We start from the raw sequence: 19,875 nt of genomic DNA, 5'->3' as shown, positions 1-19,875 counted from the left end.
TTCAGCCTGACTTCATCTTGCGTTATCCGCCCAGCCGGTCGACCTCGGCCTTGCCGGCCTTCATGACAAGCGGGATGTGCTCGCCCTGGCCAAGCAGGCAGGTCACGTCGCGCAGCGGATTGCCCTCGACCACCAGCAGGTCGGCAAAAGCCTCCGGCGCGATGCGGCCGAGCTTGCCTTCCATGCCGAGCACCTCGGCGCCGATAATGGTCGCGCTCGCGATCACCGCTTGCGGGCCCAACAATTCGGCGCGGATCCGGAACTCGTCGCTCTGCAGGCGCTGCGATGGCCCGAGCAGGTCGCTGCCGAAACCCATCTTGACGCCGGCCTCGCGATAGATCGCGAGCGAGCGCAAGCCGGCGTCGCGCACGTCGGCGACCTTGGCGACGCTCGCCGCCGGCAGGCCGTATTTGGCGCCTTCGGTGGCCAGCGCCTCGTAGGTGACGAGGGTCGGCACCACATAGGCGCCCTGCTCCGCCATCAGGCGCGCAGTCGGCAGGTCGACCAGATTGCCGTGCTCGATGGTGCGCACGCCGCAGCGCACCGCGCGCTCGATCGCCTCCGCGGTGTAGGCATGGGCCAGCACATAAGTGTGCCGCGCCTTGGCTTCCGCGACGATGGCGCGGATCTCGTCCTCGGAATAGCCGAACGCACCGATCGGATCGGTGGGCGACGCGACGCCGCCGGATGCCATGATCTTGATCTGGTCGGCGCCCATTTGCAGCTCCTCGCGCACCGCCTTGCGCACCGCATCGACGCCGTCGACGACGCGCGCGATCGCGCCGACCCGCACGCAGCAGGAACAGGTCGGGTCGGCCAGATAATCCGAGCGTGCGCGTCCGTCGCCATGGCCGCCGGTCTGGCTCAGCGCGCGGCCGGAGACGAACAGCCTTGGACCATCGGTCAGGCCGGTGTCGATGGCTTGCTTGAGCGCGTAGCCGGCGCCGCCGGCATCGCGGACGGTGGTGAAGCCGCGCTTCAGCATGCCCCGCAGCAGCATGGTCGAGCGCAGCGTCACCAGCACATTGGCCATGCGGGCCTGCTGCGACAGGTCGAGCTCGACGGCGACCGCATGGACATGCAAGTCGATCAGGCCGGGCATCAGGGTCTTGCCCTTGAGGTCGATAACGCGATCGACTGAAGCCTCGATCGGCCGGTCGGACACCTCCTTGATCAGGCGATCCTCGACCAGGACGTGGTGTCCTTCGAGCAAATCGGACCGCAACGGATCAAGCAGCGCGGCATTCTTGAAGAGGGTCGTGGACATAAAGGTCTCCTGTCAGGATGCGGCCCGCGTGATCACGCGGCTTCGCTTGCGATGTCTTCCAGCGATCGGCCGCGCGTCGGCACGCCCATCAGCACGACGGTGACGGCACCGACCAGCAGCACGGTCGTGGTGACGCCGAACACACCGGCAAAGCCGAAATTCGGGTAGAGATAACCGACCAGGATCGGGGCAATGATCGCGCCGATGCGGCCGATGGCGGACGCAAGGCCTGCCCCCGTGGTCCTGATCGCCGTCGGAAACACCTCGGCCGTGTAGGCATAGACGCCGGCATAGGTGCCGTTCATGAAGAACGACAGCAGCAGGCCGGCCGCCATGATCTGCCCGTCGCTCGCGGCAAAGGCGAGCCCGAGCGCGCTGGCGCCGCCGAGGATCATGTAAGTTGCGATCGTGGACTGCCGGCCGATCCGCTCGTTGAAAAAGGCGGCGGTGAAATAACCGGGCACCTGCGCGCAATACATCGCCAGCGAATAGCCGAAGCTCTTGGTGATGCTCATGCCGTTCTGCACCAGCAGGCCGGGAATCCAGACAAAGAACGAATAATAGCTGAACGTGATCGACAGCCACATGATCCAGGTCATGGTGGTGATCCGCGCCTGACGGCCGGCCAACAGCGCCGCAAAATTGCTCAGCAGCGTTCCCGACGATACGGCCGGCAGAACGGGCTCCGCGACCGGCGGTGGCAGCACACGGCCCTCGCGCGCGAAGCTGGCCTCGACCTTGTCGAGCACCGCTTCAGCCTCCTTCACCCTGCCGCGGCTTTCCAGCCAGCGCGGCGATTCCGGCAGCGACCGGCGCCACCACAGCAGCATCACGACAGGGATGGCGGTGATCACGAGCACGATGCGCCAGCCGTTCTCGTAGGCAGGCACGATGAAATAGCCGAGCAAGGCGGCCGCGACGAAGCCGAACGAGAAGAATCCCGCGAGCGCGCCGGTGAAGGCGCCGCGGTAACGCCGCGCCACGAACTCCGCGAGATAGGGCGCGATGATCGCGCTTTCCGCGCCGGTGCCCATGCCGGCGACGACGCGCGCGGCGAAGAACGCCGGCCAGCTGTCCACTGTCGCGCTCACCAGCGAGGCCACACTGTAGAGCGCAAGCGCCGACATCATCACCGCACGGCGGCCGATCAGGTCGCCCAGTGTCCCCGCAAGCAGCGCGCCGAACAGATAGCCGACGAAGGTGCTGCTGCCGAGCACGCCGGTCTCGACATTGGTGAGTCCCCAGGCGGTGCGCAGCACGGGCAGGATGAACGCCAGCACGGCGGCATCCATCGCGTCGAACAGATAGCCCAGGCCGCCCATCAGCAGCAGGTGCACATGGAAACGCGCGAACGGCAGGCGCTCGATGCGCGCCGAAATCATCGACATGAAATAGCCCCCCTCCGCCCCGCGGTCGGCACGCGCCGCGAGGTCGGTCCGGGGGAATGATAGACAAATCAATATTATGGGAATAATTTATAATTGTTATCTGGTACATCACCATTGTGAATATTGCTCGTGTCCTTTCGCACGCTCGACCTCAACCTGCTGAAAGTCTTCGAGGCGCTGATGACCGAGGGCAGCGTCACGCGCGCCGCGAGCGCGCTGACGATGACGCAGCCCGCCGTCAGCAACGCCCTCGCCCGCTTGCGCGACGCGCTCGGCGATCCCCTGTTCGTGCGGTCAGCCAGCGGGATCCGCCCGACACAGCGCGCGGTGGCGCTGTGGCAACCGATCGGCGATGCGCTGGAACACGTTCGCCACGCACTCGACGAAGATGCCTTCGATCCGCGGCGCACCGAGGCCGAGTTCAGCCTGTCGATGTCGGACTACGTGTCCTCGCTGGTGATGCCGCGGCTCATCAACCGCTTCGGCGAAATCGCGCCTTCCGCGCGCATCCACACCTTGCCCAACACCATTCTCGAGATCGGCGACCGGCTCGAGGACAACCGGGTCGATTGCGTGCTCAGCGTCTATGTCAACGAGGCGCAGCAGCCGCCGGCCGCGATCCGCTCACGCTCGCTGTGGACCGTCGAATATGCCTGCATGATGCGGCGGGATCATCCGCTGGCGAACAGGAAGCGGCTCAACGCCCGCAGCTTCCTCAGCGCCAAGCACGTCGATGTCAGCCTCGCCGGCAAGACGCTGCCGACCTACGACCAGTTCCTCGCCTCGCGCGGGCTGTCGCGCAACCTGGTCACAACAGTCAATCACTACAACGCTGCCTACGAGATCGTGCGCCAGTCCGACCTGATCGCGGTTCTGCCGCGCGATCTCAGCGCGCAGTCCCGCCACGCGCCCCATCTGCATGCGGTGCCGGTGCCGCTGCCGGCGCCGCCGCGCATCGTCAGCCTGTTCTGGCACCAGCGCAACGACACCGTCCCCGCGCAGCGCTGGCTGCGCGAGACGCTGGTGGAGCTGTTCGCGCGGATGGAGTGAACAGGCGCAAGGCGTGCCCCTGTCAGGTCGATGTGGGCGCGGGTTCGATCGACGCCGCGGCCGGCGACGGGACGCTCCGCGCCAGCGGGCGTCCAAACCGCCGATGCAGCGCAAGGTAGCTCGCCGTCGCAACGCCGATGCCGGTGAGCCACGACAGGTCAACCCCGCCGGTCGCCATCGCCAGCGGACCCTGCATGGCCTTGATCGTGCCCATCTGGAAGGCCCACGCCGCCACGAAGCCGGCAGCAAAGGCGATCAGCCCGGCCCAGTTGAAATCACGATCCCGCCCCGGTTCCTCGTAGAGCGAGGCGACGTCGATGCGGCCGCGTCGTACCAGGTAGAAGTCGGCGAGCGTCACGCCCGCCCATGGGCTGATCCAGACGATCAGGGCGACCATGAAATTGTCGAAGGCATGGGCAAAATCGCCCGATTGCAGGAAGGCGTACAGGATCGCGGAGGCGATCAGGCCGGACAGCACCGAGATCACCCAGCGCGGCCGCCGCAGATCGAGCGCGAGCGACGACAGCGCCGCCGAATAGATCACGACGATGTTGGTCGCGATCGGTCCATGGAGCAGCACCAGCAGCACCGGCAGCGCCATCGCACCAAAAGCTGCGATGATCAGCTTCGACGGATCGGAACCGGCGCCGGCGGACGCAATGGCCGCACCGAGGAAGGCGAGCCAGACGGTCGGCAGGAACATGCCGAGGAATGTCGCCCGGAACACACTGGCGGCATTGAGCGAGGGCCTGGTGAAGCGCGTATAGTCGGACGCATAGGTGAGCCACGAAATGCCCCAGCCGATGCCGATCGCCGTCATCAGTTGCGTCGCCGCGGCGAAGGCCGGCATGCCGGTCACGGTCGCGGACTGCCACTTGATATCGACGCGCAGGAAAGCGAGCGCGGTCATGACCGCCATGATCAGCAGGATGAACGGCATGGTGTAGCGCTCGAACACCTTGATGGCATTGAAGCCCCAGGCCGCGATGCCGATCTGGAATACCATCACCAGCACCGCGATCGCGTATTTGAGCTCAACACCGGCGCCAATCCCCATCCGCTCGAGCGCTGCCATGCAGAGGTCGAGCACGATCCAGGTATTGATCGCGACCCACCCCATCGGCATCAGCACTTGCGCCAGCGCCGGCAGATAGGCGCCGCGGCGGCCGAACGCCAGCCGGCCCAGCACCATCTGCGGCACGCCGGTGCGATGTCCCATCAGGCAGAAGGCGGCAAACAGCGCCGCGCCGAACAGGTTGCCGACGACGATGACGGCAAGCGTTTGCAGCAGGCTCAGGCCGAGCTGGATGCCGAGCGCGCCGAGCACCCAGTTGATCGGCGCGATGTTCGCGCCGGTCCAGATCCAGAACTGATCGAACGATGACGAAGTGCGGTGCGCCGCCGGCACCGGTTCAATTCCGTGGGCATCGAAGCCGGCCTCATCCTGCGCCGGAAGCTGTGTCTGCTTGAGCAACATGTTTCCCCCGTTGTCCGGCGCATTGGTTCGGGCCGGATGGGGCATCTGAGCAGCAGGCAGCGTTAAGGCGATAATGAGAAATCCTCAAGCCGGGTTGAGACGACGTCGAGAGTGAAGTTTGTCTGCTGAACAGCGAAAGATCGCGCCGCAATCAGGCTCGCACACCGCGTCACCGTGGCGCGCTGCTTCACTGTTGAGATTTTCTCAACCCAGCTGTCGGATTCGTCAATCACGCCGCCCCTGGCACTCGGTCATTGTGAAGCCGACGCATTGCCCCCAATCAGCCGAGGCCAGGGATGACGACACTTCTGCATATCGATGCCAGCCCGCGCGGCGACCGTTCGGTCAGCCGGAAACTCTCCAACTCGTTTGTCGAGCACTGGCTGACGCATGAGCCCGGCGCCACGATCATCGCGCGCGACGTCGGCCGCAACCCGCCGCCGCTCATCACGGAGGCGTGGGTGGCCGCCGCCTTCACCGCGCCCGGTGACCGCACGGCGGAGCAGCACGACGAGCTTCGTCTCTCCGATGTGCTGATCGACGAGCTTGAACGCGCCAACGTGATCGTGATCGGCGCACCGATGCACAATTACGGCATGCCGGCTGCCTTGAAGTCATGGTTCGACAAGGTGATCCGCATCGACAAGACCTTCAGCTTCGATCTCGCGCGCGGCGACTTTCCGCTCGAGCCGATCATGCGCGGCAAGACGCTGGTGGTGCTGAGTTCGCGCGGCGAATTCGGCTTCGGCCCCGGCGGGGTGCGGGAAACCATGAACCATCTGGAGACCCACATCTTCACCTGCGCGCACTATCTCGGGGTCCAGGAGAGCCATCTGATCGCGGTCGACTACCAGGAGTTCAACGATGAGCGCTACCGGCGCTCGCTCGCCGACGCCTTCGCCGCGATTCCGGTGCTGGTCCGGCAGTGTCTTGGAATCGACGAGCCTGTTAATGTGGCCGCGGAATGATGCGCCGCTGTCCGCCGGCTGCACGAGGATGATCCGATGATCCGCAATCCCATCCCCTGGCCGAACGGTGCGCGTTGCGCCTGTGCGATCACGTTCGACGTCGACGCCGACAGTCTCATTCACATCGCCCGGCCGAAGGATTCGTTCGACCGGCTCTATCCGATCACGATGGGACGCTACGGGCCGACCGTCGGCGTGCCGCGCATTCTTGAGACCTATCGCCGCCTCGGCTTGAAGCAGTCGTTCTTCATGCCGGCCTGGACCATGCAGCGCTATCCGGATGCGGTGGAGGCGATCCTTAAGGCGGGCCACGAGATCGGCCATCACGGCTACATCCATGAGGATCCGACGGAGATTTCCTCGGCGGAGCAGCGCGAGGCCTTCGAACGCGCGCTCGGCATTCATATCGCGATGACCGGGCGCAAGCCGCGCGGCTACCGCGCGCCGGTCTACAACGCCAACCAGACCACGATCGATCTCCTGATCGAGCACGGCTTTGTCTACGATTCGTCGCTGATGGCCGACGACATCCCGTACCAGATGCGCACCGCGCGCGGATCGCTCTACGAGATGCCGCCGCACTGGGGATCGGACGATTGGCCGCCCTTCGCCCATTACGCGGAGATCGGCTACATGATGCCGGTCAAATCGCCGAGCGAGGGCCTTGCCGCCTCGTTCGAGGAGTTCGAAGCAGCCTATGAGGCCGGCGGATTCTGGATGGGGATCTGGCATCCGTTCCTGACCGGCCGGCTTGCCCGCTGGCGCGTCGTGGAGCGCTGGCTCGAGCAGATCGTCGCCGAGCGCAAGGTCTGGTTCGCATCGCTCGAGGACATCGCCGCGCATCTCGACGGCCTGGTCAAGGCAGGCACGTATCAGGTCCGCGTCGAGACCCTGCCCTACTTCACGCAGCCCGTGTCATGACCTGTTCGGGAGTTGCACGAAAGGTGGCCGCCTCTGCCCGCAACCAGTCGATGAACGCCGTCACTGATTTGCGCCGGGCAGCGCTTGGCGCGTCGACGAGGCGATAGGCAAAGCCCGCAAGCGCGGGACCATCGAGCCGGCGCAGCGTGCCCTGACGCAATTGCTCGTCCACCAGCGCATCGCTGCACAACAGCGGCCCGAGCCCACGCTCGGCGGCGTGCAAGGCCAGCGGCTCCTCGCTGTACCAGGAGATACGGAAGTCCCGGCCGGGATCATGATCGGCCCCCGCGAGCCAGGCCGACCACGCCGGCGAATCCAGCGTGGCGTTCTTCCAGCGATAGGCCAGCAGCGGGCACGAACGGACGTCGTCGATGCCAGGACGGACACCGGGCGGACAGATCGCGCTCGCTGCCACGGCAATATAGCGATCGCTGAACAGCACCGATGTCTCGCCGGCGCGGTCGGCGCGTCCGTAGCGGATGGCCAGATCGACGCCGTCTGCGCCCGGCGTTCGCACCTCTTCGGTCGCATCGATGTGGACGACGAGGTGAGGAAACGCCGCGTTGAAGCGCGCGAGCCGCGGCATCAGCCAGCGCTCGGCGAAGGCGCGCGTGGTCGATACCGTGACCGCATCGCCATCGGCCGGCGGCCTGATCGCGGCAAAGGCGCTCGCCATGCGATCGAAGCCATCGCGCAGCATGGGGAACACCGCATGGCCCTCCGCGGTCAGCACGACCGCGCGGCCGGAGCGTTCGAACAGCTTGTGGCCCAGGATTGCTTCGAGTTGCCGGACCTGATGGCTGATCGCCGTCACCGTGACACAGAGCTCATTGGCGGCGGCGGTGAAGCTCTCATGGCGCGCGGCGGCTTCGAACGCACGGACGGCATTGAGCGGCGGCAGCTTGCGCATGATCGGTTCTCCGCGCTGACAGTATCAGGCGATGAGGAAGTGAGCGTCGGTCGGCCGCATGTCGTTCACCGGCACCATGTCCTGCGGACAGGCCGAGAACACGATGACCAGATCCATCTCCGCACGCAGCGCGACATACTGGCCGGCCTCGCTGACGGGCGACTTGAAGTCCAATTGTCCATTGTCGGTGACGGGGACATTCATGAACAGATTGAGCGGCGCCGGCGTCACGGCAGCCGACAGACCGACCGCCTCGAGCGCGTGCGCCAGATTCTGCGTGCAATTATCGTGATGGCCGACGGCACCGAGCTGACGATAGCGGTGAATGTCGCAGGCCGCGATCAAGGTGTCGTGGATCCCCGGCGTTGTGTCGGCGACGAAAGTGAGGATCGCGCGGCGCCGGTTGGTGGTCAGCGTGTCGCCCACGCGGGGAATGAGCCGCAGCATCGAGGCACGGCTGTGCTCCATCGACATGAACTCGCCGGTGTCGCGGGCATTGAAGGCCCAGGTGTCGACCACCTGCTTGCCATGCGTGTTGACGACCATGACCGTCTCTCCCGCATCGAGGCGAGCCGCCACGCCGTTGCGGGCCGGGATCAGACGGGCGCGGGTCAGATCGATGGTTGCTGCGTTCATTTGGTGCCTCCTCAATGGCTCGTTGCGCCATTGGAGCACCGCTCGCCATGCAATTCTAATAATATTAATTGTGTCCATTATAGCAGATTCGTATAGTCGCGCATGCGCCTCAGACAGCTCGAATGCTTCCGCGCCCTGATGCTCCACGGCACCATGACCCGGGCGGCCGAGCTGCTCGGCATGTCGCAGCCCGGCATCAGCACGATGATCGCGGGCCTCGAGCACGAGACCGGCCTCAATCTCTTCCTGCGCCGCGGCGGCCGCCTGCAACCGACCCCGGAAGCCAAGCTGTTCTATGTCGAGGCGGCGCGCGCCCTCGAAGCCGCCGAGAACGCGTCGCGCGTTGCGGCCGAGATCAGGTCCGGGCGGCGCGGTCACCTCGCGATCGCAGCCTATCCGAGCATTTCGATCAGCCTGCTGCCGCGCCTGCTGTCGCAGTTCGCCAGGGACAAGCCCGAACTGCAGATCAAGATCATCACGCGCAATTCGGCGACCGTCCGCGAGCTGATCTCGACGCAGCAATTCGATCTCGCGGTCGCCGAGCTGCCGCTGGATTATCCGACCTCGCACATGGAAGTGTTCTCGTATGAGTGCGTGTGCATGCTGCCGCATGCGCATCCGCTGGCGAAGCTCAAGCAGATCACCCCTGATGACCTCGACGGCGTCCCCTTCGTGACGCTGTTTCGCGGCGACCCGATCTACCAGCAGCTGGCATCCGCCTTCTCCGAATATGGCGCGCGCTGGAACGTGGTGGCGGAAACCGAGTTCTTCTCGACCGCGTGCCAGCTCGTCGCCGAGGGCCGCGGCGTCGGCATCGTCGATCCGGTGGTGAGCAAGCCCTTCACCGAGGGCCTCGCCATCCGCCCGTTCAAGCCGAAGATCCAGTACCAGATCGCGATCCTCTCCCCGACGCACGAAGCGCAGTCGCAGATGGCGCAGGATTTCGCCAAACTGCTGCGGCGCGGTTTGCGTGGGTGAGTCGTGGTGGCAGCGCGAGACGCCTTGTCGGCATGCCCAGCGAAATGGGAGGAACGTGTCGAGTTGAAGTTCGTGGAAGCGAGGCCCTTGGCCAGTCCGTCTTCGCTTTCGCTCGCGCTCAAGCTACGCCGGACACGCTTTGCCCTGACGGGCCAGGCGTGGCTGCGCCACGCGTAGCCCGTCAGGGCGAAGCGTGGTGGGGGAGGCAGGACTCGAACCTGCGAAGCCATGAGGCGGCTGATTTACAGTCAGCTCCCTTTGCCACTCGGGACACTCCCCCGTCCAACAGCATCAAACCGGCCGCGCGAGTGGCGGCGGACCGGTCATCGAAATGACGCTGATAACCGGACGCCCCGAAACGGGTGCGCGGTCGGGCGCGTTTATGGGCGAAGGCGGTCCCCAAAGTCAACCAAGCCGGCGCGCAATTTGCCGGTTAAATTGCCATTCTGCGACACCCGTGACACAAGCCTCACATGAGCGACCGCGACCGCAAACCCAATTTCCGAGGCAAGGGCGGTAAACCCTTCCAAAAAGGGCCGAAATTCGGCCGCCCGCCGGCCCGGCGGGAGCGCGAATCCGGTTCCGACGGACCGGTGATTCTGTATGGCTGGCACACGGTGGCGGCCGCGCTTGCCAACCCGGACCGCCAGATCCGCAAGCTTTACCTCACCGAGAACGCCGCCAAGCGCCTTGCCGACGAAAACATCGCGACCCGGGTCACCCCGGAGATCGTCCGGCCCGGCGACATCGACCGGCGCCTCACCCCCGATGCCGTGCATCAGGGGCTTTTGGCGGAGGCCGATCCCCTGCCCTCGCCCGGCATCGACACGCTGGCGCAGGAGGGCATCGTGCTGGTGCTCGACCAGATCACCGATCCGCACAATGTCGGGGCCATCCTGCGCTCGGCCGCCGCATTTGCGGTGAAGGCGATCGTCACCACCGCCCGCCACAGCCCGGAAGCGACCGGTGTGCTGGCGAAGTCCGCCTCCGGCGCGCTCGAACTGGTGCCGATGGTGACCGTGCAGAATCTGGCGCGTGCGCTGAACGAACTGAACGACCACGGCTTCCAGACCGTCGGCCTCGACAGCGAGGGCACCGAGGATCTCGGCAAGGTTCAATTGCAGCAGCCGCTCGCGCTGGTGCTCGGCGCCGAAGGCAAGGGCTTGCGGCAATTGACGCGCGAGACCTGCCGCGTCGTCGCCCGCCTCGACATGCCCGGCGAGATCAAGAGCCTCAACGTGTCGAACGCCTGTGTGCTCGCGCTCTATATCGGCGCCAGCCGGCTCGGGCTGATGTGAGCGAAAACGCCCGCTCGCTTGACGCGAACGGGCGCTGATGTCTCTTCGACCGATCGTCGGATCAGTAGTAGCGGCGCAGCACCGGATGGCCGTAGCGATGCGGCGCGTAGCCGTAGCGATAGCCGTAGTGCGGACGGTAGGGCCGATAGTGATGGCGGTAGCCGTAGTGGCGATAGCCGTAATACGGGCGGCCATAGCCTTGGCGGTAGTACGGGCGCGGCGCCCAATTGCCCGGGCCGGTGTAGCTCGGTCCCTGGTTGACGTAATAGTACTGCTGCGCTGCGTCGGGATAGGCCGCATCCGGGTCGGGCAGACGCTCGACCGCGCCGTAACCGCCATAGCCGTAGCCGTAGCCACCGCAGCCGCCGCAGCCATAGGTCACGGCAGGCGCGGCATAAACCGGCGCACCGCAAGGGTTGAAACCGCACGCCATTGCGGGCGCGGTCACCATGACTGCCACGGCCGCAATCAGTCCTTTGATCATTTGACGCATTACTCTCTCCTGATGGTCTCTCTGTTCGTCGCGTAGCTCTTGGTGGCTATGAAGGCGCCCCGCGAGGGGCTGTTGATTTGGGGTAGTTGGTTTTAGGGGCCTCGGGGACGCGGTGGCCGCGGGACCGGTCCGGGCAGCGGCCGCGGCCCGTTGAACTGCGGCGCGTAGATCACCGGCGGCGGATCGACCGGCACGCTGGATTGCGCCGGCAGCGGTGCGGAATGTGCCGACCACGATTCATGATAGCTCTCGGCCGGTTGCGGCAGGCGGCGGTTGGCCGGCGGCTCGATCTCGAGGCGGCCGTAACCCGGCATGCGGCCAAGGCTCGGATAATAATGGCCGACATTCGGCTGGGGATCGATCGGGCGGCCGCCATAGACGGTCGGCACCATCGAGTCGTTGCGGGCCAGCCCCATCGCGCTCTCGACCACGGCGTAGGACGCGTCGACGCCATTGATGATGATGGGCACGCCAGGCCGATTGGGCACGACGATGTCGAAACCGCCGCCGGCCAGCGCCGTCGAGGTCATCGCAGCCAATATCGTCAGCGCAAGACTTCCGCGCATGTTCTACCCAGCGTCCCGAATTGTTCCACCCGACAGCCTAATCCAACGGCTTGGCGGAAGGGTTAAGGACGCAGGCCAAACTGGCGGTAAGCCTAACGCGTAAGCATCCGCATCCGGTCAATGCGGCCGTGAGGGATCAGGAATCGTTAACGGCGGCTCGCGGTGCGGGAGCATGATCCGGAAAGTGCGAAGCGGTTTTCCGAAGAGATCATGCTCAAACAAAAGCCGCCGCTGCGTCAGGTGAACGCGTTCTCGATGATCGAGTGGACGCCGATCGCAATCGTCACCGCGCCGACCGCCATTTGCAGGCCGCGATTGGCCCAGGTCAGCCAGCGCGCGGAGGCCGCGAGCGGCACCGCGATCACGCTGGACAGCACGCCCATACCGATCATCGAGCCGACGCCGAACAGCGCAACATAGCCAAGCCCGATCACCGGGTTTGGGGCCTGCGACACCGTCAGCACCAACAGCGCCGCCGAGCCCGCCATGCCGTGCATCAGACCGACCAGCAGCGTGCGCCAGCGGAAGCCATGGGCGTGGCTGTGCGCCGCGCGGACGTGCGAGCTGGTTTCGCCGGCGTGACTGTGGGCGTGGAAATGCGTCATGCCGTCGCCATGCGAATGGCTGTGGATGTGCACGCGATCGCGCCACAGCCGCCACCAGACATGCGCGCCGAGGCCGACCAGCATGACGCCGACCGCGGTCTCGATCGGCTGCGCCACCGTCTCGGGGATCGCGCGCCCGAGCAGGATCGCGGCGCCGGCGAAGACGAACAGCGTGAGCGTGTGACCGAGGCCCCAGGTCAGGCCGTGCTTGACGATGTCACCGACATGGGTACGGCGCGCCGCGATGCTCGATACCGCCGCGATGTGATCCGGCTCCAGCGCATGCTGCATGCCGAGCAGAAAGCCAAGACTCAAGATTCCGAACATCAATCCCCCGCGCCAGCGCGTGACGGCAGATCAAACACCACATCGCCGATCTTGTCAGGCCGGCACCTCGTCAAACCAGCACCTCGTCAAACAGGCCTTGCATCGCCGCCCAGGAGCGGCGGTCGGCCCGCGCATCGTAGAGCGCCGACTTCATGATCGAGCCGTCGGCGGACGGGTTGGTGAAGCCGTGCAGCGTGTTGCCGTAGCTGATCACCTGCCAGTCGGCAACCTTGCCGGCGCGCATCTCGTTCTCGAACGCCGCGACCTGGTCGGAAGGCGCCAGCGGATCGTCGGCCCCGGTCAAGACCAGCACGCTCGCCCTCACCGCCCCCGCTGCCGCAGGCTGCGTGGTCGAGAGCACGCCATGGAAGCTGACGACGGCCTTGAGGTCCGCGCCGTCGCGCGCGAGCTCGAGCACGACCGTGCCGCCGAAGCAGAAGCCGACCGCCGCGCAACGGGTAGCATCGACCTCGGGCAAAGCCGTGAGCGTCGCTAGCGCGGCGCGGGCCCGTGCGCGGAGCGTGGCGGGGCTGGTGCGCAAATGACCGATCAACGTCATTGCCTGCTGCAGATCGGCAGCCTGCCGCCGCTCGCCGAACATGTCGGCAGCAAGCGCCACATAGCCGCGCTCGGCAAGCCTGCGCGCCCGCCCCATCGCGAAATCGCCGAGTCCGAGCCCTTCGTGGAATACCAGCACGCCGGGACGTTTTACGCCGCAGTCCTTGAACGCAAGATAGCCGCGCAAAATGGCGTCGCCGGCGGCGTAGTCGATGTCGCGTGCGTGCATCGAATTCCCTTCAATAGCGCATGATCCGGAACGCATCATGCGCGCGCGTTTGGGAACTTCACACTGGTTTGAACGCAGGGCAAGGCCGCACCGGAACAGGCGCGGCACTGCGAGATTAGCTCTGCACTACGGCAAGAGGAGATCTCGCATGACACAGCTTAAGATCGTTGGCGCTGTCGCGCTCGTCGCCGCGGCGCTTGCGAGCCCCGTAATGGCGCAGCAGACCATCGGCACGCCCGCACGCTGCTCGAACGCAACTCCGGATGCCCGATGCCAGGCGATGGCGCCGGGCACGACCCGCACCACCTACCACCACCGCTCCGACCGGCGTGACCGCGACTGGCAGGGCAGCTACAACCGGGTTGACCCCGGCCCGTTCGGGCCCGTCGACGCTGCGGCCGGTGTGGTGGGCGGCGTGGTCGGTGGCGCCGTCGGAACAGCCGCTGCGATCGCCACCGCCCCGATCGGCGGCGCGGAATATGCCCGGCAAAACGGCTTTATCTGCACCCCCGGCACCTGGTTCCGCGGCAGCGACGGCCTCCGGCATCCCTGCCAGTAGCTCAGGCTAAGCACTGATGTGCAAAAGGCGGCCTTCGGGCCGCCTTTTTGTCGCCGAGCCGGTGGAGGCGAAGTGGTCGATCCGGATCTCCCGGGTTCTCGGCCTTCGGGTTCTGGTCTTCAGGTTCTGGCCCCGGCGCACCAAGTCTGCTATGCGAGCGCGCAAATCATTCCCATGTCGCCGGCTTAGCTCAGCGGTAGAGCAGCAGTTTTGTAAACTGAAGGTCGGGGGTTCAATCCCCTCAGCCGGCACCAGTTTTTCGCGAAAATCGATGAGACGGGTCGATTGACCGTCCCCCGGTAGGGGGTACCCAACCCGGTCGGTTTGAAGGGCGGGCGTTGGATAACCGGGGCGTGGAGGCTTGCACTCGCCGAAAACATCCCGCAAAATTGCGCAACGGGGAGCCACAAGCGGATTTCGGGCAGGGACCGGATGACGGAAAAGCAGTTGCGGGCGAGGACGTCGTTCCTGAAGGCAATGCTGCTGGTCTGCGCCCTGCTGATGGGCTACTCGGATCTCATCACCACCAACGAGATCTTGCAGCGGGGAATGGGCGAACTGAACCCGTTCATGTGGCTCACCCAGGAGTGGCTGGGCGAATGGTGGCTTATTGCCAAACTGGGCCTAACCTACCTCGTGATATGGTTGCTCTGGCACGGCAACAGCGAACGCCAGGTGGCTTATGTGGTCGCCTTCATCGCACTGCCCGTCTACAACAATCTGTTCATCCTGGCGGGCGCCAATTGAGCTGACCTTGCGGTGATGCTGGCGAGCCGCCGTTAGCGCTGCCTGGCACAGTTGCCGAGACTCGCTGTTTCACAATGCACACTGCCAGGCGCGGTTCTGACTATGGACTGGTCCTACTATCTCGTCGGCATTGCTGTTGTCCTGCTCCTCCTCGCCTATCGCCTGCATGGCGGGCTGTTCAGGAAGGACACGCTGCGGGACGAGAGACTGAATCGATTGATCGATGAACGCATCGATCGCATGGACCTGAAGCGCGACAAAAAGCACGAGCCGTCCGAGCTATGAGGACTGGTCAGCCACGCCTCGTCGCGCGCAGCTTCAGTCGGCCGAGATCGACCGTCGACCGCAGCAGCCCCGCCAGCTCGTGGGAGAATACGGCAGCTCCGAGCATGGCGAAGCGGGCTTTGACGTCGGCGAACTGACCGAAGCACGATTCTTCAACGCAGATGCCGACGCGGTCCGCTGCTGCAAATCTCTTGATGATCCCGTGAACGTCGACCGTCCTGCCGGCGATGTCGCCTTCAAACCGAAGTGCCTGGGCATCGAGTCCTCCATCCAGATCGACACGGCTTGCGCCGCGCATTGTCCTTGATCCAAGCCGAGCACGGACTCGCGATTCAATCAAAGTCCCTCGCTTGGCTTACCCACAAGGTGCAGCAGAAGCCGTAGTCTTCCGGTCTCCATGAGGCGGTACGCATTGACAGCGCGTGCTGGAACAGGCGCCGAAATGATGGACTGACCAAAGACGCAACCGTGTTCAGGAGCACCGCGAAATCACAGAGCCGTTTCGGAAGCGGCGCAATCCGCGCTCCCTGGCAGGAATCGTGGGATCATTCCCGTAGGATCACCCATCCCTTGCCTTGTTTCTGTCCTTGCAGCCCGAAACGCGGTATGCAGAATGAGGGATGGGACTCAGCCAATGACCTATTTGATCCTTGCCCGGGATGGCACCAGCCAAATCGTGCTGAAGCGCGACAGCGAAGACGCGGCCGAGAAGAAGGCGCGCGAGCTGAAGGAGATGGGTTGGTTCGAGGTCGAGGTCCGCGAGGACAAGGCCGGCCACTCCGTCGCGGCTACGGCGACCGATCGGTCCAACACCCTTCAATAGCGCCTGCCCTTCAATGACGTCTTCCCTTGAATGACGTCTTGATGAACCTTTGCCGGATGGCCCTTACACATGTGTGAGGAGCCTACGATGTCCGACACAGCCCATTATCGCTTCCAGTCCGATCAGGCGCGACGGCTGGCCCGCCAGGTCACCGACGCCGCGGTGCGTGAAAAGCTGCTCGAAATGGCCGAGGAGTATGGCCGCTACGCCGACCTGATCGAGGCCCGCAGCGTCGAACCGGCCCCCGTCGAGGCGATGGCTCACTAGGCCGACCCGCCCGCTCCCGCCGGCACACCGGGCCGGTGGATTCGCGACTTGAGCTTTCAGGTCTGCTCCTGACGCACTCTCTCAAGCTTGATGTCAAACCGCGCGAAAACGCCTGAGGATTTGTTCGGAACATGATGCCCCGTCACGCGATTTTCCCCGCATGAGGGTGCGCGAGACCAACCGCAGTTTGATGTTTCTGGGCAGCTTCATGCTGCTGAGCGTGGCCGCTGCCGGCATCGTCGCCCTGCTCGATCCGGCGCCCGCGCCGGCCAACGCCGCGCCCCGGCCGGCCCCGAATCAGGCGCCGGTCCCAAGCCAAGCACTGACCCAGACGCAGGTCCGGATCGTCGGTACCCCGCTCGTCCCGAACACCAATCCCCGCCAGCGCTGACCGTCCTCGCGCCCACGCACGTCACAATTTTGTCACCGTGCCTGCAAAACAGGCGTCTTCCTCAACCATCATGATTGCGAGTGCTTGCTTCCGCGGGGTTGCTCTGATGCAATCCGCGCGCTCAAGGTGCGCCATGAAGTGGATGAAGGAACGCGATCTCCTGATCGCGCAGACAATGGCTTTCGTACAGTCGGTGAAGGGCAAGCTGCCCGACGCCGAGCTGCCGACGCCTGCCCCGCCGACCGCCGTGCCGCCAGCGGCTGCCCCGCTGCCCGCCACCGCGGCCGTGGTCGAGGCAGCGTTTGACGCAAAGCCAGCTTTTGAGACAAAGCCAGTCTTGGAGACAAAGCCGGCCTTGGAGGCAAAGCCGGCCTTGGAGATCAAGCCTGCGGCGGAGGCCCAAAGGGTGGTCATGCCGCCGCCGCTGCCGGTGCCGACCGTGCTCGAGGGCCTGCCCCCCGCGCCGCCGCCTTTGACGGCGACCGTCGTGGAAGTCCCGCCGCCGGCGGCGCAGCCGCCGCAATTTGCCAAGCTCGACATCAGCGGCGACTTCGGATCCGAGGTGCGGGAGCGGGTTGCCAGTTTCCGCGCGCAGCAGCAGCGCTTCCTCAGGGAGCGCGAGGAATACTGCACCACGACCATGGCCAAGGTCCGCGCCGCGATCCGCGACAACAGCGAGCTGCCGCGCTCCGGCAAGTAATCGGCCCCCCTTAATCTCCGAATCGTTCGCTGACCTTCAGCCGCGCGCGCCCGATTTCACCGGCTCGCTCAGGAAGCGTCCGCTCGATCGCGCCAGCGTCGGCTCCTCCACAGCGTCAACGGCAGGCTGCTTGCCTTCCACCATCGATCGCAGGCCGGCCACCGCCTGGGTCATCCGTTCGGCGAATTTGGCCGCGGCGCCATCGAGGAACGCCCTGTCCTTCGGCTTCGGCTTGGCGATCCGCAGCTCGAAACGGGACGTTCCGTCCGGGCCGTCGAGAACGGCCCGGGTCATGATGATGCGCGGCGCTCCGGGCACCGGCAGCGTGATCCCGACCGTGAAGTAATCGACCGGACGCCAGTCGAGCGTCTCCTCGACGTTGGTATGGTTGCCGTGCGCGCAATGATTCTTGGTGCCGACACCGCGTCGCCCCTTGCCTGACTCCTCGATGATGTCGTCGGCGTCCCACCATTTCCGCCATTGCCCGGGCACGGTGATGAACTCCCACACCGTCTGCCGCGGCGCGGCAATGTCGAACTCCAGTATCGCGTAGGCGTCTTCGCGCGTCACCTCCATCCGCGTTTGCGCGTCGTCCTGCTGCCACGCCGTTTCGAGATCGCGCGCCCACAGCGTCACATCGCCGATGACATCGATGGTTTCGTGATGCGCGATCAGCCGTTGCGCCACCGGGTCGGCGCCCATGGCGCGGATCGCGGCGTCGCTGTAGAGCGCGTAGGCGCGGCCGCCGAGCTTCTCACCAACGCTGTTCTTGAGTAGCCGGTGGACCAGGATGACGTCGCGCCCGGCGAGCTCTTCCCTGCCGCCCATCTTCTGCTTCACCATCTCGCCGTGATGGACGACGAATTTGAAATCGAGATCGCCCATTGCGACGCAGGCCTTGCACTCGCAGGTCGAGGCCTGGCGAACGTCGCGCAAGCGCCGGCGGAATTTGAAATAGGCGCCCTCGATCGCGTCCTGCAGCAGCGAGCCGTCGATCGTCCCGGTCGAGTAGACGAACGCGGCGTCGCCCTCGAACTTGGCGAGGCGAAATGGCGGGCGCAGCCCTTTCACCACCACGTCCATGAAATCGGCGATGATGTCCTGCGCATGGTCGAGCTCGACCGCCGCGAGGAAGTTGGTATAGCCGGAAATATCGGCAATCGCGAAATATGCCGCTTCAGCCTTCGGAAGCATGGAGACCTCCTGCGTAACCCTTTCGTGCGATGACGCAGTCTGTCACACCGCGCCGCCCACGGTCGAGAGTAGCGCCCCTTGTTCTGACGCGTTTTCCGAGCGCGAACCGGTATCCACTTCGCTTGAAACGCTCTAGCCGCCGCCGATCTTCTCCAGCACCGGCAGCAGATGCTTCACGAACTCGCCCGGGTTTTCGCTCATCGGGAAATGCCCGAGGCCCTTCATGATGGTGGCCTTGGCTCCGGCAATGCTGTTCGCCACCGCCAGCGTCTCCTCCGGCGTGCGGGAATAATCGTACTCGCCCGACAGCAGGAACAGCGGGCAGCGCTTGGTGTCGATCTCGGCGACGCGGGCGCGGATATCGCCGTCGATCTTGTAGAAATACAGGTCGCCCTTGAACACGCCGGGCCCGCCCTGCATGTAGTGCCACAGCGTCTCCCACCTCTCATTGTCGGGCGCGTCGGGCCCGACCAGACCCGAGACGATGGCGGCCGCGACCTCGCCGCCATGCACGTCCGGCCGGTGCAGGAAATTCAGGTCGTAATAGGGATCGACATGCGCGCCGGCCTGCAGGCCGATGATCGCGCGGAAGCGTTCGGGGTGCTCGAGCGCGAGATGCAGCGCGATCCGGCCGCCGATCGAGCAGCCGATCACGATCGGCCGGTCCAGCTCGAGCGCCTCCATCACGGCCAGGATCATCGCCGTGTAGTGCGCCGAGGTGAGCTGGTACTCCTCGTCGTGCCAGCCTCGGGGCGGCGACGACTTGCCGTGCCAGGGCATGTCGAAGGCGATGACGCGATGGTTGCGCGTAACGCTGACATCGTTCATCAGGCCGCGATATTGCCGCCCGTCGGCGCCCGCGGTGTGCAGGCAGAGCAGCGGCGTGCCCTCGCCGGCCTCCTCGACATAGACGCGATGCGCCCGGCCGGACAGTTCGAGATGCATGTAGCGGCCGATGATCGGTTCGAATTTGGCGCTCATGCGGCGGCTCCCTTGCGGCGCAGCTTGCCGAGCGCCTCCTTGAAGTAACGCAGGTTCGCCATGAAGATCTGCAGCTGGCCCTCGGCCTTCAGCACGCGGCGCTTGATCAGCGCCATCAGGTCGTTGGAGCCCGGCGGCGGCCGCTCTTCGCAGAACCGGTCCCATTCCTCGTCCGAGGTGCGCAGCGCAAACGACGACGACGGCATCACGAACGGGCCCTTCGTCACCGCGACGATGCGGCCCTCATGGATCGCGAT

The 19,875-nt window shown here is 65.4% G+C and carries 25 protein-coding genes and 2 tRNA genes; 13 read left to right on the top strand and 14 right to left on the bottom strand.

Annotation, left to right across the window (positions count from 1 at the left end; genetic code table 11):
• Positions 1–22: 22 nt before the first annotated feature.
• Positions 23–1,267 (bottom strand): amidohydrolase family protein, encoded by a 1,245-nt coding sequence (locus AAFG07_RS17795; RefSeq protein WP_342728403.1) that lies wholly within the window; start codon positions 1,265–1,267, stop codon positions 23–25.
• 32 nt (positions 1,268–1,299) lie between these two features.
• Complete coding sequence (locus AAFG07_RS17790) at positions 1,300–2,655, bottom strand: MFS transporter (protein ID WP_342728402.1); 1,356 nt, start codon at positions 2,653–2,655, stop codon at positions 1,300–1,302.
• Positions 2,656–2,778: 123 nt separating this feature from the next.
• Between AAFG07_RS17790 and AAFG07_RS17785 the strand changes: the two genes are divergently transcribed.
• The gene (locus AAFG07_RS17785; RefSeq protein WP_342728401.1) at positions 2,779–3,705 is read left to right on the top strand and encodes a LysR family transcriptional regulator; all 927 of its coding nucleotides are present in this window, start codon (positions 2,779–2,781) and stop codon (positions 3,703–3,705) included.
• Between the two features lie 22 nt (positions 3,706–3,727).
• On the opposite strand, the gene AAFG07_RS17780 is transcribed toward AAFG07_RS17785, so the two are convergent.
• Positions 3,728–5,182, bottom strand: a complete 1,455-nt coding sequence (locus tag AAFG07_RS17780) for a cytosine permease (protein WP_342728400.1) — start codon at positions 5,180–5,182, stop codon at positions 3,728–3,730.
• Between the two features lie 296 nt (positions 5,183–5,478).
• Between AAFG07_RS17780 and AAFG07_RS17775 the strand changes: the two genes are divergently transcribed.
• A complete protein-coding gene (locus AAFG07_RS17775; RefSeq protein ID WP_342728399.1) occupies positions 5,479–6,150 on the top strand; it encodes an NAD(P)H-dependent oxidoreductase in 672 nt (223 codons plus the stop codon).
• A 36-nt stretch (positions 6,151–6,186) separates the two neighbouring features.
• Positions 6,187–7,071 carry a polysaccharide deacetylase gene (locus AAFG07_RS17770; RefSeq protein WP_342728398.1) on the top strand — a complete coding sequence of 295 codons (885 nt, stop codon included), beginning with the start codon at positions 6,187–6,189 and terminating at the stop codon, positions 7,069–7,071.
• Here the strand turns inward: AAFG07_RS17770 and AAFG07_RS17765 are convergent.
• Positions 7,052–7,981, bottom strand: a complete 930-nt coding sequence (locus AAFG07_RS17765) for a LysR substrate-binding domain-containing protein (protein WP_342728397.1) — start codon at positions 7,979–7,981, stop codon at positions 7,052–7,054. The two genes, AAFG07_RS17770 and AAFG07_RS17765, sit on opposite strands and share 20 nt — an antisense overlap.
• A 24-nt stretch (positions 7,982–8,005) precedes the next feature.
• On the bottom strand, positions 8,006–8,617 hold the full coding sequence (locus tag AAFG07_RS17760; RefSeq protein WP_342728396.1) for an urea carboxylase-associated family protein: 612 nt from the start codon (positions 8,615–8,617) through the stop codon (positions 8,006–8,008).
• Positions 8,618–8,719: 102 nt separating this feature from the next.
• Between AAFG07_RS17760 and AAFG07_RS17755 the strand changes: the two genes are divergently transcribed.
• A complete protein-coding gene (locus tag AAFG07_RS17755) occupies positions 8,720–9,595 on the top strand; it encodes a LysR family transcriptional regulator (RefSeq protein ID WP_342728395.1) in 876 nt (291 codons plus the stop codon).
• 194 nt (positions 9,596–9,789) lie between these two features.
• Here AAFG07_RS17755 and AAFG07_RS17750 read toward each other — a convergent pair.
• Positions 9,790–9,875 (bottom strand) — tRNA-Tyr (locus AAFG07_RS17750).
• 193 nt (positions 9,876–10,068) lie between these two features.
• Between AAFG07_RS17750 and rlmB the strand changes: the two genes are divergently transcribed.
• Positions 10,069–10,893 (top strand): 23S rRNA (guanosine(2251)-2'-O)-methyltransferase RlmB, encoded by an 825-nt coding sequence (rlmB, locus tag AAFG07_RS17745; RefSeq protein WP_342728394.1) that lies wholly within the window; start codon positions 10,069–10,071, stop codon positions 10,891–10,893.
• 61 nt (positions 10,894–10,954) lie between these two features.
• Here the strand turns inward: rlmB and AAFG07_RS17740 are convergent, their stop codons facing one another.
• The 4 genes from AAFG07_RS17740 to AAFG07_RS17725 all read right to left on the bottom strand — a co-directional run bounded on the left by AAFG07_RS17740 (position 10,955) and on the right by AAFG07_RS17725 (position 13,671).
• The gene (locus AAFG07_RS17740; protein WP_171947621.1) at positions 10,955–11,386 is read right to left on the bottom strand and encodes a hypothetical protein; all 432 of its coding nucleotides are present in this window, start codon (positions 11,384–11,386) and stop codon (positions 10,955–10,957) included.
• 92 nt (positions 11,387–11,478) lie between these two features.
• Positions 11,479–11,952, bottom strand: a complete 474-nt coding sequence (locus tag AAFG07_RS17735) for a hypothetical protein (RefSeq protein WP_342728393.1) — start codon at positions 11,950–11,952, stop codon at positions 11,479–11,481.
• A 236-nt stretch (positions 11,953–12,188) separates the two neighbouring features.
• Positions 12,189–12,884, bottom strand: a complete 696-nt coding sequence (locus tag AAFG07_RS17730; protein ID WP_342728392.1) for an urease accessory protein — start codon at positions 12,882–12,884, stop codon at positions 12,189–12,191.
• 70 nt (positions 12,885–12,954) lie between these two features.
• Positions 12,955–13,671, bottom strand: coding sequence for a dienelactone hydrolase family protein (locus AAFG07_RS17725; protein ID WP_342728391.1), 717 nt, complete (start codon positions 13,669–13,671; stop codon positions 12,955–12,957).
• Positions 13,672–13,819: 148 nt separating this feature from the next.
• On the opposite strand from AAFG07_RS17725, the gene AAFG07_RS17720 reads away from it, so the two are divergent.
• The 4 genes from AAFG07_RS17720 to AAFG07_RS17705 all read left to right on the top strand — a co-directional run bounded on the left by AAFG07_RS17720 (position 13,820) and on the right by AAFG07_RS17705 (position 15,262).
• On the top strand, positions 13,820–14,230 hold the full coding sequence (locus AAFG07_RS17720; protein ID WP_342728390.1) for a hypothetical protein: 411 nt from the start codon (positions 13,820–13,822) through the stop codon (positions 14,228–14,230).
• A gap of 179 nt (positions 14,231–14,409) precedes the next feature.
• Positions 14,410–14,484 (top strand) — tRNA-Thr (locus AAFG07_RS17715).
• A gap of 178 nt (positions 14,485–14,662) precedes the next feature.
• Positions 14,663–14,977 (top strand): DUF5658 family protein, encoded by a 315-nt coding sequence (locus AAFG07_RS17710; protein ID WP_224924475.1) that lies wholly within the window; start codon positions 14,663–14,665, stop codon positions 14,975–14,977.
• 102 nt (positions 14,978–15,079) lie between these two features.
• Entirely contained in the window at positions 15,080–15,262 is a 183-nt protein-coding gene (locus AAFG07_RS17705; protein WP_342728389.1) for a hypothetical protein, read from the top strand.
• Between the two features lie 7 nt (positions 15,263–15,269).
• Here AAFG07_RS17705 and AAFG07_RS17700 read toward each other — a convergent pair whose 3' ends face one another.
• A complete protein-coding gene (locus AAFG07_RS17700; RefSeq protein WP_342728388.1) occupies positions 15,270–15,560 on the bottom strand; it encodes a hypothetical protein in 291 nt (96 codons plus the stop codon).
• A 336-nt stretch (positions 15,561–15,896) separates the two neighbouring features.
• Between AAFG07_RS17700 and AAFG07_RS17695 the strand changes: the two genes are divergently transcribed.
• The 4 genes from AAFG07_RS17695 to AAFG07_RS17680 all read left to right on the top strand — a co-directional run bounded on the left by AAFG07_RS17695 (position 15,897) and on the right by AAFG07_RS17680 (position 17,443).
• Positions 15,897–16,085 carry a hypothetical protein gene (locus tag AAFG07_RS17695; protein ID WP_342728387.1) on the top strand — a complete coding sequence of 63 codons (189 nt, stop codon included), beginning with the start codon at positions 15,897–15,899 and terminating at the stop codon, positions 16,083–16,085.
• A gap of 87 nt (positions 16,086–16,172) precedes the next feature.
• Positions 16,173–16,352 carry a hypothetical protein gene (locus AAFG07_RS17690; protein WP_342728386.1) on the top strand — a complete coding sequence of 60 codons (180 nt, stop codon included), beginning with the start codon at positions 16,173–16,175 and terminating at the stop codon, positions 16,350–16,352.
• Positions 16,353–16,512: 160 nt separating this feature from the next.
• Positions 16,513–16,743 (top strand): hypothetical protein, encoded by a 231-nt coding sequence (locus AAFG07_RS17685; protein WP_342728385.1) that lies wholly within the window; start codon positions 16,513–16,515, stop codon positions 16,741–16,743.
• A gap of 133 nt (positions 16,744–16,876) precedes the next feature.
• Positions 16,877–17,443, top strand: coding sequence for a hypothetical protein (locus AAFG07_RS17680; RefSeq protein ID WP_342728384.1), 567 nt, complete (start codon positions 16,877–16,879; stop codon positions 17,441–17,443).
• 36 nt (positions 17,444–17,479) lie between these two features.
• Here AAFG07_RS17680 and AAFG07_RS17675 read toward each other — a convergent pair whose 3' ends face one another.
• The 3 genes from AAFG07_RS17675 to AAFG07_RS17665 all read right to left on the bottom strand — a co-directional run bounded on the left by AAFG07_RS17675 (position 17,480) and on the right by AAFG07_RS17665 (position 19,845).
• Positions 17,480–18,637: a DUF2652 domain-containing protein gene (locus AAFG07_RS17675; protein WP_342728383.1), complete on the bottom strand. Its 1,158-nt coding sequence runs from the start codon at positions 18,635–18,637 to the stop codon at positions 17,480–17,482.
• Positions 18,638–18,769: 132 nt separating this feature from the next.
• Positions 18,770–19,618 (bottom strand): alpha/beta hydrolase, encoded by an 849-nt coding sequence (locus AAFG07_RS17670; protein ID WP_342728382.1) that lies wholly within the window; start codon positions 19,616–19,618, stop codon positions 18,770–18,772.
• Complete coding sequence (locus AAFG07_RS17665; RefSeq protein ID WP_342728381.1) at positions 19,615–19,845, bottom strand: hypothetical protein; 231 nt, start codon at positions 19,843–19,845, stop codon at positions 19,615–19,617. The genes AAFG07_RS17670 and AAFG07_RS17665 overlap by 4 nt, the downstream gene beginning before the upstream one ends.
• Positions 19,846–19,875: the final 30 nt, after the last annotated feature.

Source organism: Bradyrhizobium sp. B097 (genome assembly GCF_038957035.1).
Taxonomy (GTDB): Bacteria; Pseudomonadota; Alphaproteobacteria; order Rhizobiales; family Xanthobacteraceae; genus Bradyrhizobium.
The sequence above is the reverse complement of the archived record's forward strand: the minus strand, read 5'-3'. Positions and strand labels throughout refer to the sequence as shown.